A 17,384-nucleotide genomic window follows, 5' to 3' on the forward strand; every position below is an offset into this window, starting at 1 on the left:
CCGGCTTGCCCGATAACGCTCGGGACAACCCGTTCATTTCGTGCCGGCTGAGCCAGCACGCTTGTTATATCAGTCCGTGACCGTCGCGCATGATAATGGATGCCTCCATTTCGCGCAATTTTTATACCGTCATTCGGACTGGTTGTGTCGATAAAGCGGTAACAGGAAACGCTGCGCCTGCCGGGTAATTTCTGCGTAGTACTCCGGCTCAAGGGTTCGCCACAGACGCTGATACCAAACATCCTCGCCTTCACCGCGCACCATCATATTGCCTTCATAGGCCTGCAGAAATTTACTTTGCGCTTTTTGTAACGTCTCCTCGTCCTTTAACATGGCATCATTTGCCGCGTCATAACAGACTTTTATCCACGCCCCCCCGCTTTCTGGCAGGACCAGCAGCGGTTTTGCCATCCCTTGTTTAAAGCCTTCAATCATTGTCGCCAGGTACGCCAGCGCTTTATCGGCAGGCAGCGCCGGGAAACACCACTGCCCTTCTTTACGAACCAGCAAACGGCTGGTGCCGGTTCCACCGCTGGCACAATAGACAAGATGTTCCAGCCAAAGTTGCACCCCTTGCGCAACGTTCAGCAGCGCCGGACGCCAGCGTAATAACCCGTCAGGCTGCACCCGCGGCAGCCAGCCGGTGAGATGCACCCCAGCGCAGTGCAGATCGATTTCCATGCTTTCAGCAGGCTGGCGATACTCAATGACGCGATCGGCAAGCTCCTGCATCTCCTGACATTGCGTTTCCCAAATGATTTCACCGAATGCCCCATAGGGCAGCACGCCCGCTGCCCGGTAGCGGCGAAACAGTTTGTCCGCATCTTCCTGATCCACCAGCGTATTTAATAGCTCGTGGTTAAGCTGGAAACGGCTCAGGCCGTCGAGAATAAAGGGTTCCGCATCGGGGATTTCGCTCTCTTCCGGGCGGAAATTAACCCGCAGGCGCATCTGGAAAAAGGCGCGCACCGGATGCGACCAAAACCGCTGCAGCTGTTCAAAAGTGAGCGTATCAAACGACAGCTCATCGAGTGTTTGAATAAACGCCGCGTGGGCTTCGCCCTGCGAGCTGGCGGCTGGCAACCAGTCGCGGACATAGCTTTGCCACTCATCATGGGTATAGTTTGCCGGGTCGAACGGCATGCGCGTATGCAGATGGGTGATATGCGCCTTCACCCGCCGTTCGCTTTCATCGCAGTTGCGCAGCGCATCGCCAGGTAAATAGTGGCTCTGACCGATGTAATCCACCAGCTCCTGCACCAGTACCGAGGGGTAACGCTCTTTATTGTCCTGAATAGAGCGGCCAATGTAGCTGATATAAAGCTGCTGCTGGGCTGAGATAAGCGCTTCCAGGAACAGATAGCGGTCATCATCCCGGCGGCTGCGATCGCCACGCTGCGGCTTCTGACTCATCAGATCAAACCCCAGCGGCGGCAGCGCGCGGGGATAAACGCCATCGTTCATCCCCAACAGGCATACCACCTTAAAAGGAATGGAGCGCATCGGCATCAGCGTGCAGATATTGACGGGCCCGGCGAGGAAACGCTGGCTGATGCGTTCCTGATCCAGCCGCTGCGCCAGTTCATCACGCAGTAAAGAGAGCGGGATCGCTTCGTGGTAGTTTGCCCCCGCGCCGTGAGCAATAATCTCCTGCCACTGCTGCTCAATTAACGCCAGCGCGGCTTCAGTGTCGGGATCCGGCAGGAAAAAGTCATTGAGCATTTCGCGGCATACCGGAAGCCACTCTTCCAGCGGCCTCGCCTCGGCAAGCCCGCGCCGCCAGAGATTGAGCTGCATCAGCAGCGATGCCAGGTGCCCGACCAGCTCGGCGATAAGCCCGCTGGATTCGTCATAGGGTAAAATGGACTGCCACTCTCCCTGACGACTCTCCATGGCATACCCCAGCAGCATGCGCGTCAGGCCAAATTGCCAGGTATGCTGCCCCGTTGGCGGCAGCTCCAGCTCCCGTACGTTATCGTCATCCATGCCCCAACGGATGCCGGATTCATTGACCCACAAGCGCAGATAGCGCAGGCCCTCTTCGTTGATATTAAAACGCGCCGCGAGTACCGGCACATCCAGTAGCGCCAACACATCTTCACTGACAAAACGGCTATCCGGCAGCGACAGCAGGCTGAGAAACGCCTGCAGCGCCGGGTGCGCCTGGCGCGCGCGGCGGTCGGAAATAGCATAAGGAAGATAACGATCGCCGCTGGCGCTGCCGAATACCGCCTGAATAAACGGGCTATAGCTGTCGATATCGGCGACCATCACCACGATATCGCGCGGCGTAAGCTCGGGATCCTCTTCCAGCATCGTCAATAACCGGTCATGGAGGATCTCCACTTCGCGCTGCGGACTATGGCAAATATGCACCGTCACGCTGCGATCGTCGGCATTGAGGAGCCGTTTTTTGTCACTGCGGGAAAATTCTTCCGCCGTGACGCCAGCCACTGCGCCATTTTGCAATTCCAGAATGTCGTATTTCAGATTTTGTAACAGCGAGCCGGGCGTAACATCGACGAACGCATCCAGCTCCTCATAGCGCTCCATCCCTGCCAGCAGAAAGATATTGTCCCGTCCAAGCTTGCCCCACGAAGCCAGCAACGGATTTCCCACCTCCTGCTCGCCCTCGGCGTTAAACAGACCTTCCGCGTTTTGCGTATCGCGGAACAGGGGAAGCAGACGGTTTTCCCGATGGTGGCGACGGTTACGGGTGATGAGCTTCGCCAGAAAGGCGGGATCTTTTATATCGCCCCAGTAGTAGCGACAAGGGTTGGTAAACAGCAGATGGACATCGATATGTTTACCCAGCGCCTGTAACGCCTGCAAATAGATCGGCGGAAGCGCCGAGATGCCGCAAATAAAGACCCGCGAAGGCAAACCGGCGGGCGGTTCAGTGGCCGTTTCCAGCTTATTAATAAAGCGTTGATAGAGATTGGCGCGGTGCCAGTGCGGCTGTCCAAGCGCAGCGGTATGTTCGACCAGCGCGCGCCACAGCGGTGCCTGCCAGCGCTGGGCTTCATCGAGCCCGTCGATAAGTCCCCCCGCTTCCCAGCGCGTCAGCCATTCCGGGCGGTAGACCAGATATTGATCGTACAGATCCGCCACCCGTGAACAGAGCTGGAACAGTTTGCGCTTATCGTCGTCATCGTTGAGATAGTGGCGCAGCATGGTGAACTCTTCGTCCTCAAGCATGCCGGGCAACAGCGACATCAGCTTCCAGCTCATGCTCTGCTTGTTAAAGGCGCTCTCTTTTGGAATGTCATCCAGGACGGTGACAAACATATCCCAGATAAAGCTTGCCGGCAGCGGGAAGGTAATATTCGCTGCAATACTAAATTTTTGCGCCAGCGTCATTTGCAACCATTGCGCCATGCCGGTGCTTTGCACCAGCACCACTTCAGGCTCAAAGGGATCGTCAAGCCGGTCGTGCTCGACAATAAACTCCATCAGTGCTTCAAGCACATCCAGACGATTGGAGTGGTAAACCCTTAACATATACGCTCCTGACTACTGACTGTTGGGGCAAAATAATCTCACCATGTTCCCCTGCCTACCCGCGGGTGAGGTCACGGTAACGTTGATGCTGACACATCCCCCGCTGGTTGTCTGCCCCCGCTGAACGTGCCAGCCCGGCGGCAACGGCGAGGCTTCGGATTGCGCCTGCTCCCAGGCATAGCGCCAAAGCTGTCGCCACTGGCTTGCGGAGGTGAACCCGGAAGCCAGCGCCCGATGATACCCGCCAAGGGCGGTAACGACCATGACCATTAACAACATGGCAAGCAGGACTTCCGTCAGGCTAAAGCCGTGCTGTTTGTTTATGGCGGCAGACATAGCGCATCCTCCTTCATTGGACAAAAATCACTCCAGCCATGGGGCAGAAAACGTACGCTATCCCCTTCTACCTGCCCCCGCTGCCACAGCGATGCGTCTGCGCTGGCGACAATAAGCAGCGCGCTGTTGTCATCAAAAATGCGTAAACAGCTGCGAACATTCACCTCGTCATGCTGCTGACAGCGCAGCGCCGGCGTGGCTGGCCATGTTTGCTGGCGCGCCCGCTCCATGGCCGAGTGGAGCAGTGCGGCGTTGCGTATTCCCTGATTTTCACTGTTCACGCGCCACAGGTGGCTGCTTAACTGCAGGTTTAAGCCATGCAGCATCAGGTTGCCCAGCAGCAATAACAGCAGTACCAGCGCCAGTGACGACATCCCTCGCTGGCGGTTCATAAGTTATATCCGCTTACGCTCAGCTGCGCCGTTATGGGCGGGCCGGAATAACCCGCCACGCGGGCAGCGAGGGTAATGGTAAGCCGGGGCGCAAAATCCGCCGTCTGCTGCTTTACAACATGGAAGCGTTCAATGGTCATCTGGGCAGGATCGGTTATCTTTTCCCAGCCCCGGCCGCTACAGGAGGTTGCACCGCGCAGGATCTCCAGCGCGCCGCTTTGCAGGCGAAAACCGGTTTGTTCCGATTCGCTGCTGGCCGAGGATTCCCACCGCCCGTTACTGTTGGCATCCCATTGCGCAATCACGCACTCGCCGTTACTGCTTATGGTCAGCGGCTGGCCGCTACATCGCCCGTTGCAATATCCCGCGCGCTGCAGATGTTTGGCGATGCCTCGCAGCTGTAGCCAGAGATCGTCCTCCACCGTCTGCAGACGGGTGTGCTGCGACACCGCCAGCTGCAGTGCCGGTAAAAATCGGGCGGAGGCCAGCAGCAGCACGCTGCCAATCGCCATCGCCAGCAGCGTTTCCAGCAGTGAAAACCCCCGCGCCCGGTCTAACATGCGTTAGTCGCCGACGGCTGGCACATTCTGATGCGCCCCCAAACCGATACCACTACGCGCCACTCCCCTGCGCTGCTGCGCAACCGGATGCTGCCGGGCCAGGCGGTATTGCGCAGGCCAAAGAAACCCAGCGAGGGCGTGACGTCCAGCAGTTCCACTTCCGGCCAGCGCGGTTGCAGAGTAAACGCATTCTGCACGGCGCAGCGCTGCGAGGGTGAATTCGCCAGGCACCAGCCCGCGCCTTCGCGTACGCCATAGACCCGCTGAGAACGGTTGTTCCAGTTAACGTCATCGCGTATACGTTCAAGGAAATGGCGTACCTGTACGGCGGTTTGCCACAGCCGCTGTTGCGCCTGCCAGCTTTGCCAGCCCGCGACGCTTGCGCTACTCAGCGCAGCGATAATCGTTATCGCCACAAGGGTTTCAATCAGTGTGAAGCCACGTTGTTTTTTCATGGCCGCAGTCTCTCTTGACGGTTGCTGCGAATCGAGAGGCAAACGGCAAAGTTACGAGGCAGTACGAAAGGAATGGGTCATGTTGCAGGTCGTTACACGAAGGGTGGAAGCGAGGCCGAAGAAACTACAGAAGGGCAAAAAATAACCGGCGCGTTACCGCACCGGTTATGCCAGGCTCTGAAAAATCAGATAGCGACGGGCGCTTTAATCGCCGGATGCGGATCGTAGCCTTCAATCTCGAAGTCTTCGAAACGGTAGTCAAACAGCGATGCCGGTTTACGTTTGATAATAAGCTTCGGCAACGGACGCGGCTCACGGCTTAGTTGCAGATGCGCTTGTTCCAGGTGGTTGCTGTAGAGGTGCGTATCGCCGCCGGTCCAGACGAAATCGCCCGGCTCCAGATCGCACTGCTGCGCCATCATATGCACTAACAGCGCATAGCTGGCGATATTGAACGGCAGACCAAGGAAAACATCGCAGGAACGTTGATAGAGCTGGCAAGAGAGCTTGCCGTCCGCAACATAGAACTGGAAAAACGCGTGGCAGGGTGCCAGCGCCATTTTGTCCAGCTCGCCGACGTTCCAGGCAGAAACAATAATACGGCGCGAGTCCGGATCGGTTTTCAGCTGGTTAATGACCGTCGAGATTTGGTCAATATGACGGCCATCCGGCGCAGGCCAGGCGCGCCACTGTTTACCGTAAACCGGGCCAAGATTGCCCTCATCGTCGGCCCATTCATCCCAGATGGAGACTTTATTTTCGCGCAGATAGGCAATATTGGTATCGCCCTGCAGGAACCACAGCAGCTCATGAATAATTGAACGCAAATGGCAGCGCTTGGTGGTCACCAGCGGAAAGCCGTCCTGCAGATTAAAACGCATCTGATGACCAAAAATAGAGAGCGTACCGGTTCCGGTGCGGTCGTTTTTCGGCGTGCCTTCATGAAGCACCTTCTGCATCAATTCTAAATACTGTTTCATGGTTCCTCAGGAAACGTGTTGCGGCGAACGGTGGCGATACGCCCAGATCATCATAATTGCGCCTGCGACAATCATCGGAATGGAGAGGATCTGCCCCATACTGATGTACTGCACCCATTCGCCGGTAAACTGGGCGTCGGGCTGGCGGAAGAACTCAACGATGATGCGGAATGCGCCGTAGCCAATCAGGAACAAGCCGGAGACCGCGCCCGTCGGACGAGGTTTACGAATAAACAGGTTCAGGATGATAAACAGCACCACGCCTTCCAGCGCCAGCTCATAAAGCTGCGACATATGACGGGGCAGCACACCGTAGGTATCAAAGATGGACTGCCATTCCGGATGAGCAGGCAGTAACGCGGCGTCTTCCGCGCGTGAGCCGGGGAACAGCATGGTCAGCGGGAACGACGGATCAACGCGCCCCCACAGCTCGCCGTTGATAAAGTTACCCAACCGGCCAGCGCCCAGACCAAACGGGATCAGCGGCGCAATAAAATCAGCGACCTGGAAGAAACTGCGTTTGGTGCGACGGGCAAAAACGATCATCACCACGATGACACCAATCAGCCCGCCGTGGAAGGACATACCGCCATCCCAAACGCGGATCAGATACAGTGGATCGTTTAAGAAAACCGGGAAGTTGTAGAACAGCACATAGCCGAGACGCCCGCCGAGAAAAACGCCGAGAAAGCCCGCGTAGAGCAGGTTTTCCACTTCGTTTTTAGTCCAGCCGCTACCGGGGCGATTGGCCCGGCGCGTTGCCAGCCACATCGCAAATACAAACCCCACAAGGTACATCAATCCGTACCAGTGAAGGGACACCGGCCCAATGGAAAAAATCACCGGATCGAAGTCCGGAAAATGCAGATAGCCACTGTTCATCTGTCACCACAACTTGTTGTTATTCCGCCGAAAGTGGACAGCGGTTCACCTACGCGACCCTCATCGCGGGCCGCTCCAAAGCTGCGAATCATAGCATAAGGCACCGCGCGCGGGTGGCGAGGAAGTTGTAAAAGTTATGTATGAACGGGCTAGATGCCGCCACGAATAAGGCCGCCCAGCCCGCGCCGCTCCATAAACGCGGCAATCTGATGCCGTACTTCTGTCGCCAGCTGCGCGTCCAGCGCGCGTCGCGCCAGAGTTTGCGCCTCTTCACAATCGATACGCCGCAGCAAATATTTGATGCGCGCCACCGAACGGCCGTTCATGGAAAGATGGCGATAGCCCAGCCCAATCAGCACGGCGACGCACATCGGATCCCCGGCCATTTCACCGCACAGCCGCAGATCGATGCCTAACCGTTCGGCCTCATCAGCCACCATCGCCAGCGCGCGCAGCACCGCCGGATGAAGGCTGTCATACATACTTGCGACGCGGGTATTGTTACGATCGACCGCCAGGATGTACTGGGTCAGATCGTTGGTACCGATAGAGATAAAGTCGACGCGATTCGCCAGGTGCGAGAGCATAAAGACCATTGACGGCACTTCCAGCATCACGCCGATACGCGGTTTCGGGATGGCGTAGCCGATCATCTCTTCCACTTCGCGCCCGGCGCGTTCAATCAGCCTGCGCGCTTCATCGACTTCCTCAATGCTGGTGATCATCGGCAGCAGAATACTAAGATTGCCCGTTGCCGCATTGGCGCGCAGCATGGCGCGCACCTGCACCAGGAAAATTTCCGGCTGATCGAGCGTAATGCGGATACCGCGCCAGCCGAGGCACGGGTTCTCTTCACTGATAGGCATATAGGGCAGTTGCTTGTCTGCGCCGATATCCAACGTACGCAGCGTGACAGGCTTGTCATTAAACATCTGCAGCATGCCCTGATACTGGGCGACCTGCTCCTCTTCCGAGGGGAAACCGCTTTGCAGCATAAAGGGTATTTCGGTGCGATAAAGCCCGATACCGTCGATGCGGCTACCCAGTTTCTCTTCATGCTCCGGGCTTAAGCCCGCGTTGAGCATGACCTTCACCCGTTCACCACTCTTTAACTGCGCGGCCAGATTGACATCGTCTTCGGCAAGCCGGCTAAGCTCATTCTCTTCGCTAATCAGGCGCTGATATTCCTGCAACAGCACCGGTTCAGGATCGACCAGCAATTCGCCACGATAACCGTCGACAATGAGCATGCGGCGGCGCAGCGACGCGGGCTGAATATCCGCCCCCATAACCGTAGGAATACCGAGCGCACGCACCATAATCGCCGCGTGGGAGTTTGACGCGCCATCGCGCACCACCACACCCGCCAGCCTGTCGTGGGGCAGCTCTGCAAGGGTGGTGGCAGACAGTTCATCGGCAACGAGGATAAAACGCTCCGGCCAGCTGTCAGGACCGGAAATGGTGTCATCGAGATGGAACAGCAAACGCTGACCCAGCGCGCGTAAATCGCCGGAGCGCTCTTTTAAATAGCCGTCGCTCAGGGCGGCAAACTGCTCGGCAAAACGTTCAATAACGGTTTTCACCGCCCATTCGGCCACCACGCCTTGATCCACTTCATCAAACAGATCGCGGCGCAGGCGCGCATCGGAAAGCAGGTGCGAATAGAGATCGAAAATAGCCGCGGTCTCTTTTTGCGCCCCGGCGGAGAAACGTTTGCTGTAACGGCGAAATTCGCTGGCGGCCTCTTCCAGCGCGGCGGTTAACCGCTCACGCTCAAGGCCGGTGTCGAGGGTTGAAGCCTGATATACCTGCTCCATTAACGGCAGCGTTTCATCTACCCAACCCGGGGCGATAGCCACGCCGGGCGAGGCTGGCAGGGCGCGAATACGCGTCTGCCGATATTGACCAAACAGCGCGTTTAACTGTGACTGGGAGAGGATCGCCGCCATCTGCGTGGCGAGGGTAACCAGGAAAGACTCTTCACTTTCATTATACTGGCGCAGCTCGCGCTGCTGTACCACCAGCACGCCAAGCAGCTGACGGCGTTGAATGATCGGCACGCCAAGAAAAGCGCGAAAGCGCTCTTCTTTCACCGCCGGAATGTATTTAAAACTGGGGTGCTTTTGCGCATCGGCCAGGTTGATAGGTTCCGCCAGCCTGCCTACCAGACCGACGATTCCCTGATCGAATGCGAGCGTGACGGTGCGACCGCGCGGCTTTTTTAAACCGCGCGTTGCCATCAGGTAATAACAACGCCGGTCATGGTCTGCGAGATAAACCGAACAAACTTCGGTTTCCATCGCCAGACACACGTCGGTAACCAATATTTCCAGCGCTTCGTTAAGACGTGGCGCGCTGGCGACTTTCTCAACTATTTCTCGCAGTCGGGTGAGCATGATGTGGGTGGCTTAACCTCGTTTACGTCGCCAGGCAGGCGCGCTTTGTGGCTTCACAGGCGTTTCCTGAAGCGACAACACCGCGCTTGCAAACTCTTTCATCACCCGTCGGTAGACATCGCGTTTAAACGACACTACCTGACGAACAGGATACCAGTAGCTTACCCAACGCCAGCCATCAAATTCGGGCGTACTACTGGTTTGCATATTGATATCGCTATCGTTACCGATCAACTGCAAAAGAAACCATTTTTGTTTCTGGCCGATACAAACCGGCTTTGTGTCCCAACGCACCAAACGTTTCGGTAACTTGTAACGCAACCAGTTACGCGTAGAAGCAAGAATACGTACATCTTTACGACTTAAGCCCACTTCCTCGAACAGTTCCCGGTACATTGCCTGCTCCGGGGACTCGCCAGGGTTGATCCCACCCTGGGGAAACTGCCATGAGTGCTGTCCAAAACGTCTGGCCCACATGACCTGACCTTGTCGATTACAGATTACGATTCCCACATTTGGGCGGTAGCCATCGTCATCAATCACCGGACTACCTCAAAAAAAGTCTGAATAAAGTGATTGTTTCACACTCCCGGAAAACGGTAAACCACTCTATGACAAGGATCAGAACGAATAACATTTGAATAACTCACAGCTATCCTCGAAGTTATAAACAGAGAACGCCATCGGCGGCGCTTTTTATTCACCTTTTCTGTGGATAGAGTTGTGAAAAAGTATGGAATTACCCAGGGAAAACCCGGAACAGTCTGAATAACACATTATTATCGTCAGAAAATAAAATACATAAATTCATTACGTTAACCCCATTAAACACGGTTATCCCGCCCATAATGTGACGATCATCACCTAAAGGATCCTGTAACTGATGAAAGATCGAACAGAGTCGAATTTATCCACAGTTTATGCCACTTAGTTAAGCGTATTTTGTGCAGGAATTCGATTTTCGTCGCACGTCAATGCTGTAAATCGAAACAGTAGTCGTGCTTTTCCCCAGTTATCCCACTTTTCTGTGGATAACATGGTGTAAGATCCTGTTCATTGTCAGTGACCAGAATTGGAAAACCCGACGGGGTGTTGCGCAACTCAAAATATATCGTCAGAAATTATCTTATAAATCATCACATTGTTTATGTCATGCAGAAAAAGATACACTGCCCGGCGACGGTACAAAACAGCTGTCTATTTTTTGAGCGAAGGTTTTAAACATGCTAGCGTTAGCCCCTTTCACTTCTCCACCCGACTCCGAAGCGCAGCTGCTCGCGCAGGCGCAGCGCCTGGCGGGTTATACCCTTGGCGAACTGGCGGCGATTGCCGGTTTGCCCGTGCCGCTCAATTTGAAGCGTGACAAAGGCTGGACCGGCGTGCTGCTGGAGCTGTGGCTGGGCGCCAGCGCGGGCAGTAAACCTGAGCAGGATTTTGCCGCGCTCGGCGTCGAGCTTAAAACCATCCCGGTGGATAACTTCGGGCGTCCGCTGGAGACCACCTTTGTTTGCGTCGCGCCCCTGACGGGCAATAGCGGCGTGGTGTGGGAAACCAGCCATGTGCGGCATAAGCTTAAGCGCGTGTTATGGATCCCCATTGAAGGCGCGCGGGAGATCCCGGTTGCGGATCGCCGCGTCGGATCGCCGCTGCTGTGGAGCCCCAATGAAGCGGAAGAGCAGCAGCTGCGTCTCGACTGGGAAGAGTTAATGGATCTGATTGTGCTAGGGCAGGTCACCCGCATCACGGCCCGCCACGGCGAAGTGCTGCAGCTGCGCCCAAAGGCCGCCAACAGCAAAGCGCTGACTGAAGCCATCGGCGAGCATGGGGAAACCATTCTCACCCTACCGCGCGGCTTTTACCTGAAAAAGAACTTCACCGGTGCCCTGCTGGCGCGCCACTTTTTACTTTCACCCTATTAATTTTTTGCCTCCTTGTCAGCGGCGCTTATAATTAGCGCTTCTTTTTTTTGGCAGGATTTTTATCAATGTTATTTGCATGGATCACCGATCCCAATGCCTGGATGGCGCTCGGTACGCTGACGCTACTGGAGATAGTGCTTGGGATCGACAACATCATTTTTCTCTCTCTGGTGGTTGCTAAGCTGCCTGCTGCGCAGCGAAACCACGCGCGCAGGCTGGGTCTGGCCGCAGCGATGATAATGCGTCTGTTACTGCTGGCGTCGATTGCCTGGGTCACCAGGCTAACGCACCCGCTGTTCAGCGTGTTTGATCACAACGTGTCAGCCCGCGATATGATCTTGTTCCTCGGCGGCCTGTTCCTAATCTGGAAGGCGAGCAAAGAGATCCACGAATCGATCGAAGGGGAAGAGGAAGGCTTAAAAACCAATGTGCATTCGTTCTTCGGCGCGATTGTGCAGATTATGCTGCTGGATATCATCTTTAGCCTCGACTCGGTGATCACCGCCGTCGGGCTCTCCGATCATCTGTTTATTATGATGGCGGCGGTGGTTATCGCCGTCGGCGTGATGATGTTTGCCGCGCGCCCCATCGGTGAGTTTGTCGATCGTCACCCGTCGGTGAAAATGCTGGCGCTGTCGTTTTTGATTCTGGTCGGCTTCACGCTGATTCTGGAAAGCGTCTCTATTCATGTGCCGAAAGGTTACATTTACTTCGCCATGTTCTTCTCCATCGCCGTTGAAAGTCTCAACCTGATACGAAATAAGAAGAATCCTCTGTAAGTAAAACGCTTCCTCTTGCGGGGAAGCGTTTTTCCTGATTAATCTGCTTTTAACGGCTATTTTCAGATTATCCCGCTTTTTCATCGCTATACAGCACGCTATTACTACACTTGTTGTCAGACACACGCTACCAGAGGGGGAGAATAATGAAGAGATGGGCAGTGATTATTTCCGCAGTAGGATTGGCTTTCGCCGTGTCCGGATGCTCAAGTGATTATGTGATGGCTACCAAAGACGGCAGGATGATCCTGACGGATGGAAAGCCACAGGTTGATGATGATACGGGGCTGGTAAGCTACCGCGATCAGCAGGGCAATAAGATGCAGATTAACCGCGATGACGTATCCCAGATTATCGAACGCTAAGAAATTACCATAAAGGTCAGTGACCTACTGACCTTTCAATGATTTTTCTCTTCCCCTTTTGTCTGCCCTCTGCCATGTTTATATTCCTTTGTCAGGTCGTCTGACGTTGCACGCTTAAGGAAGCCGGCTATGCAGTATCACCGTATCCCCCACAGTACGCTTGAGATAAGCACCCTTGGGCTGGGCACAATGACGTTTGGTGAACAAAACAGCGAAGCCGACGCCCATGCACAGCTCGATTATGCCGTCAGTCAGGGAATCAACCTGATTGATGTCGCAGAGATGTACCCTGTTCCGCCACGCCCGGAAACCCAGGGATTAACGGAAACCTATGTCGGCAACTGGCTGGCAAAACGCGGCATCCGTGAAAAACTGGTTATTGCCTCGAAAGTCAGCGGCCCGAGCCGTAACGGTGACAGCGGTATTCGCCCGAACCAGGCATTAGACAGGAAAAATATCCGCGTGGCGCTGGACGACAGTTTAAGACGCCTGCAAACGGACTATCTCGATCTTTACCAGGTGCACTGGCCACAGCGCCAGACTAACTGCTTTGGCAAACTCGGCTACAGCTGGGTGGAGAGCGCGCCGGTAGTAACGCTGCTGGAGACGCTGGAAGCGCTAACGGAGTATCAACGCGCCGGGAAAATTCGCTATATCGGCGTCTCCAACGAAACCGCCTTTGGCGTGATGCGCTATCTGCAACTGGCGGAGAAACATGAACTGCCGCGGATTGTGACGATTCAGAATCCCTACAGCCTGTTAAATCGCAGCTTTGAAGTGGGTCTGGCAGAAGTGAGCCAGTATGAAGGCGTCGAGCTGTTAGCCTACTCCTGTCTGGCGTTTGGTACGTTAACCGGCAAATATCTTAACGGCGCGAAACCCGCAGGCGCGCGTAACACGCTGTTTAGCCGCTTTACGCGTTACAGCGGCGAACAGGCGCAAAAAGCCGTTGCGGCGTATGTTGATATTGCCCGGCGTCACAATCTGGATCCGGCACAGATGGCGCTGGCCTTTGTGCGTCGTCAGCCCTTCGTCGCCAGCACCCTGCTGGGCGCGACGACGATGGAACAGCTGAAAACCAACGTTGAAAGCCTCAACCTGGAACTCAGTGAAGAGGTTATTGCGGAGATCGAAGCGGTGCATCAGGTTTATACCTACCCGGCACCGTAATCGTTAACGGCGGCGCTGCCAGATCCACAGCGCCGCAATCGCCAGCGCGAAAATCACCCCAAAGCCAACGCCGGTGGCGATAACCGGTACGCCCGCCTTCACTGCCAGCGAGTACAATCCCAGCATCAGCAGCATCGCCAGGTTCTCCCCCAGGTTCTGCACGGCAATCGCGTTGCCCGCGCCGACGGACGCTTTACCAATGGATTGTAATAACGCATTAAGCGGCACGACAAAGAAGCCGCCCAGCATACCGATCAGCATAAGAACGCCGTAGGCGGGCAACAGCGCGTGTTGCAGAGAAAACAGCACCACCGCCACGCCAATCAAGATGCCAGCGGGCATGCAGCGCGCCACGGTTTCCAGCGTCACCAGTTTCGCCGCCAGACCCGCACCGGCCACAATCCCAACGGCGACCATCGCATTAAGATAAGTTGGCGTTGCGTTATCGGTAATGCCGAGGGCCACCGGCACCCACAGCACCAGCAGAAAACGCAGCGTCACCCCGGCCCCCCAGAACAGGCTTGTGCCTACCAGCGAGAAGCGGGTTTCGCTGTTGTGCCACAGGCTTTTACAGGCGCTGAAGAAGCTGCCCGTCATCGGGCCGAAACGCCAGGATTGCCCGGGCCGTGCCGCCGGCAGTTTCGGGATCAGCAGATTCGCCGCTACCGCGCCCGCGTAGGTCAACGCACAAACCCCCAGCGCCGCCAGTACATGCCAGTCGGCCAGCACGCCACCCGCCATGGAGCCAAGCAGAATCGCGGCGATGGTCGACGACTCCATTAAACCATTCGCTTTAACCAGCTTATCGCCGGTCGTGATTTCGCCAAGAATGCCGTATTTCGCCGGCGAGTAGGCTGCCGCACCAACACCCACCAGCATATAACCGACAAACGGATTAATGCCGAGGCAGATACTCGCCGCGCCTAACAGTTTCAGACCGTTGGCGAACATCATCACCCGGCCTTTGGCGAAACTGTCCGCCACCTGACCGACAAAAGGGGCAAACAGAATGTAAGCACCCACAAACACCATCTGTAAAATTGGCTGGCTCCAGTCGGGATAAAACTCCGCCTTCAGTAAGGCCAGCGTGGCGAACAACAGCGCGTTGTCGCCAAAAGCTGACAGGAACTGGGCGGCAATCACCGCCATCATCCCGCGCGACCACAGCGAGGAGTTAGTGCTTACTGACTTAGGCATTCGCGGTTTCATCCTCATCCAGCATGCTTTTAAGGGTCACAAAATCGGGTTTGCCACTGCCCAGCACCGGCAGCTGCTTCAGGTAACGGATATCACGGGGAACGGCCAGTTCCGGTACGCCCTGCGCACGCGCCTGCTGTTGCAGCTTATCGCGCGTTAGTTCGTTATCGGTAGTAAACATCACCAGCGCCTCGCCTTTGCTGACATCGCTCTTCACCACCGTCGCGTGCAGTTTCTCTGGCGAAACAGCCATCGCCAGCTGTTCAACGATTTCCAGCGAGATCATTTCACCAGCGATTTTAGCAAAACGCTTCGCCCGCCCCTGGATCTGCACAAACCCCTGCTCGTCGAAACGGACAATATCGCCGGTGTCATACCAGCCCGCTTCCATTTCGCCAGCCACATTCTCTGCCACCGGCGCTTCCAGCACGCCGGGATTTTCCACGCGCAGATAGCCGGTCATGACGTTTGGCCCTTTCAGCTGCAGCCGTCCGCCCTCTTCAATGCCGGGCACCGACATCAAACGCGCATCCATACCGGGTAAAAGACGGCCCACGGTACCAGGTTTTGCCGCCATCGGCACATTGATGGAGACCACCGGCGCGCACTCGGTTACGCCGTAGCCTTCCAGAATGCGCAGACCGAACTTGTCCTGCCATAGCTGGCGCGTGCTCTCTTGTAATTTCTCCGCGCCGGCCACCACGTAGCGTAAGCGAAAGAAGTCATAAGGATTGGCGAAACGGGCATAGTTGCCAAGGAAAGTCGAGGTCCCGAAAAGCACCGTACAGTTTCGGTCATACACCAGTTCGGGAACGATGCGATAGTGCAGCGGGCTCGGGTACAGGAATACTTGTGCACCGGTCATCAGCGGGGTAAGTAGCCCCACCGTCAGGCCAAAAGAGTGGAACAGCGGCAGCGCCGACATAAAGCGGTCGTTGGCGGTAAAGTCGGCGATGGTTTTAATCTGCTCGACGTTCGCCAGCAGGCTCTTATGGCTATGCACCACGCCCTTCGGATTGCCTTCAGAGCCGGAGGTAAAGAGGATCAGCGCCGGGTCTTCCGGTTTTTGCGGCAGCTGGGCTTTCAACGGCGTCAGCAGATGGCGGAAAATCCACAGCTTATCTTCCCAGGTAACATCACCTTTCAGATCTTCAAGATAAACCCAGCGCACCTGGGTGAGTTGTTCCGGCAGGTGCCAGAGTTTGCCTTTATCCATAAAAGTGCGCGAAGTGAAGATAGTTTTAATCTGCGCCGCCGTAATGGCGCTACTGAGCCCTTTTACCCCAGCGGTGTAGTTCATCATCGCCGGGATACGCGCCCGGGCTATCGCGCCGAAAATTACCGCCGCGCTGATACCGGCGTTTGGCAACATCAGACCGATTTTTTCGCCCGGCGCAGTGTATTTATCCAGAATACGCGCCACGAACAGCGTCTTGGTCAGCAGCTTGCGGTAGCTGTCCGGGGTGAAATTGATATCTTCAACGCAGGGCTTATTCGCGCCATAGCGATATTGTGCCGTGAGCAGCGCTTCGAACAGCGTCTCGCGCGGGCGCACCGCCATGCGCGCTTCCATCATGATTTGGTGCAGCATCTCACCCGCCAGCTTACGGCGGTCACGGGCGCGCGGCGCATCCGGCATCGGCAGATGGGTTGGCGGCAAAATATGTAAGGTAATACGCGGAAACAGGCGCTGTTTCACCAGCCCTTTCAGGCGGCTAAAGTAGCTCAGTTCTGCGCCATCAATACGCAGCGGAACCACCGTCGCGCCAGATTTTGCCGCGACAAACCCGGCCCCGTCGTAAATCTTCATCAGCGAGCCGGAAACGGAGATTCGCCCTTCCGGGAAGATCACCACCGGACGTCCCTCTCCCACCAGCCGCACCAGATGTTTAATCGACATCGGTTTGGTGGGATCCAGGGGGACGAAATCAATAAGCGAACTCACCCAGCGCATATACCACTGGCTGCTAATAGAGGTATATACCGCAAATACCGGGCGCACCGGCAGGAACAGCGCCAGCAGGATGCCATCGATAAACGAGACGTGGTTCGGGGTAATAAGCACGCGTTCCCCGTGCAGCGCTTGTGTGTTGCCGATCAGCTGTACACGAAACAACAGACGGAACAGACCGCGGAAAAAGCCCAGTAACATTTCAACTCCTTTTGCCAGTCAATGATATGCGTTTGCAAATTGTGGCAGATTACATGAGAAGTGTGGCGGGTTGAAATGCGGGCGAAAAAAAACCTGCGCGTCCGCGCAGGTTGGTGCAATAAATGAGTACGAAAAGCGTACCGAATAAATCACCGATCAATACCTCTGGGAAATCGATTGTCGCGCGCCGCTTCGTTTGCTACCAGCGCGAAAAAGCAAAAGAGTACGCCGAAGTGAAACCAGCTGTGTCTAATGACGATAGCTGTTACAGACTGCAGGCAAAAAAAAACCTGCGCATCT

At 55.9% G+C, this 17,384-nt stretch carries 15 protein-coding genes; 4 read left to right on the top strand and 11 right to left on the bottom strand.

Annotated elements, in window-relative coordinates; all coding sequences use genetic code 11:
* Positions 1-129: 129 nt before the first annotated feature.
* The 9 genes from recC to rppH form a co-directional block, all read right to left on the bottom strand.
* Positions 130-3,501, bottom strand: a complete 3,372-nt coding sequence (recC, locus tag RW65_RS13355; protein ID WP_039057259.1) for an exodeoxyribonuclease V subunit gamma — start codon at positions 3,499-3,501, stop codon at positions 130-132.
* Positions 3,502-3,513: 12 nt separating this feature from the next.
* Positions 3,514-3,837, bottom strand: coding sequence for a prepilin-type N-terminal cleavage/methylation domain-containing protein (locus RW65_RS13360; protein WP_039057260.1), 324 nt, complete (start codon positions 3,835-3,837; stop codon positions 3,514-3,516).
* Positions 3,822-4,229 (bottom strand): DUF2509 family protein, encoded by a 408-nt coding sequence (locus tag RW65_RS13365; protein ID WP_039057261.1) that lies wholly within the window; start codon positions 4,227-4,229, stop codon positions 3,822-3,824. Before RW65_RS13365 ends, RW65_RS13360 begins: the two co-directional genes overlap by 16 nt.
* The gene (locus tag RW65_RS13370) at positions 4,226-4,789 is read right to left on the bottom strand and encodes a prepilin peptidase-dependent protein (RefSeq protein WP_039057262.1); all 564 of its coding nucleotides are present in this window, start codon (positions 4,787-4,789) and stop codon (positions 4,226-4,228) included. Before RW65_RS13370 ends, RW65_RS13365 begins: the two co-directional genes overlap by 4 nt.
* Positions 4,783-5,244, bottom strand: a complete 462-nt coding sequence (locus RW65_RS13375) for a prepilin peptidase-dependent protein (protein ID WP_039057263.1) — start codon at positions 5,242-5,244, stop codon at positions 4,783-4,785. Before RW65_RS13375 ends, RW65_RS13370 begins: the two co-directional genes overlap by 7 nt.
* A 185-nt stretch (positions 5,245-5,429) precedes the next feature.
* Positions 5,430-6,224 (bottom strand): thymidylate synthase, encoded by a 795-nt coding sequence (thyA, locus tag RW65_RS13380; RefSeq protein WP_039057264.1) that lies wholly within the window; start codon positions 6,222-6,224, stop codon positions 5,430-5,432.
* A gap of 6 nt (positions 6,225-6,230) precedes the next feature.
* Complete coding sequence (gene lgt, locus RW65_RS13385) at positions 6,231-7,106, bottom strand: prolipoprotein diacylglyceryl transferase (RefSeq protein ID WP_039057265.1); 876 nt, start codon at positions 7,104-7,106, stop codon at positions 6,231-6,233.
* 149 nt (positions 7,107-7,255) lie between these two features.
* Positions 7,256-9,502 carry a phosphoenolpyruvate--protein phosphotransferase gene (gene ptsP, locus RW65_RS13390; protein ID WP_039057266.1) on the bottom strand — a complete coding sequence of 749 codons (2,247 nt, stop codon included), beginning with the start codon at positions 9,500-9,502 and terminating at the stop codon, positions 7,256-7,258.
* Between the two features lie 12 nt (positions 9,503-9,514).
* Entirely contained in the window at positions 9,515-10,045 is a 531-nt protein-coding gene (gene rppH, locus RW65_RS13395; RefSeq protein ID WP_039057267.1) for an RNA pyrophosphohydrolase, read from the bottom strand.
* Between the two features lie 680 nt (positions 10,046-10,725).
* Here rppH and mutH point away from each other — a divergent pair.
* The 4 genes from mutH to RW65_RS13415 all read left to right on the top strand — a co-directional run bounded on the left by mutH (position 10,726) and on the right by RW65_RS13415 (position 13,735).
* Complete coding sequence (mutH, locus tag RW65_RS13400) at positions 10,726-11,421, top strand: DNA mismatch repair endonuclease MutH (RefSeq protein ID WP_039057268.1); 696 nt, start codon at positions 10,726-10,728, stop codon at positions 11,419-11,421.
* 65 nt (positions 11,422-11,486) lie between these two features.
* Positions 11,487-12,200, top strand: coding sequence for a TerC family protein (locus tag RW65_RS13405; protein ID WP_039057269.1), 714 nt, complete (start codon positions 11,487-11,489; stop codon positions 12,198-12,200).
* Between the two features lie 146 nt (positions 12,201-12,346).
* On the top strand, positions 12,347-12,565 hold the full coding sequence (locus tag RW65_RS13410; protein ID WP_039057270.1) for a YgdI/YgdR family lipoprotein: 219 nt from the start codon (positions 12,347-12,349) through the stop codon (positions 12,563-12,565).
* A gap of 129 nt (positions 12,566-12,694) precedes the next feature.
* Positions 12,695-13,735, top strand: a complete 1,041-nt coding sequence (locus tag RW65_RS13415) for an NADP(H)-dependent aldo-keto reductase (protein ID WP_039057271.1) — start codon at positions 12,695-12,697, stop codon at positions 13,733-13,735.
* A gap of 3 nt (positions 13,736-13,738) precedes the next feature.
* On the opposite strand, the gene lplT is transcribed toward RW65_RS13415, so the two are convergent.
* The gene (lplT, locus tag RW65_RS13420; RefSeq protein WP_039057272.1) at positions 13,739-14,932 is read right to left on the bottom strand and encodes a lysophospholipid transporter LplT; all 1,194 of its coding nucleotides are present in this window, start codon (positions 14,930-14,932) and stop codon (positions 13,739-13,741) included.
* Positions 14,925-17,084, bottom strand: a complete 2,160-nt coding sequence (gene aas, locus RW65_RS13425; RefSeq protein ID WP_039057273.1) for a bifunctional acyl-ACP--phospholipid O-acyltransferase/long-chain-fatty-acid--ACP ligase — start codon at positions 17,082-17,084, stop codon at positions 14,925-14,927. Before aas ends, lplT begins: the two co-directional genes overlap by 8 nt.
* Between the last annotated feature and the right edge of the window lie 300 nt (positions 17,085-17,384).

This window comes from Enterobacter sp. Bisph1 (assembly GCF_000814905.1).
Classification (GTDB): domain Bacteria; phylum Pseudomonadota; class Gammaproteobacteria; order Enterobacterales; family Enterobacteriaceae; genus Kosakonia.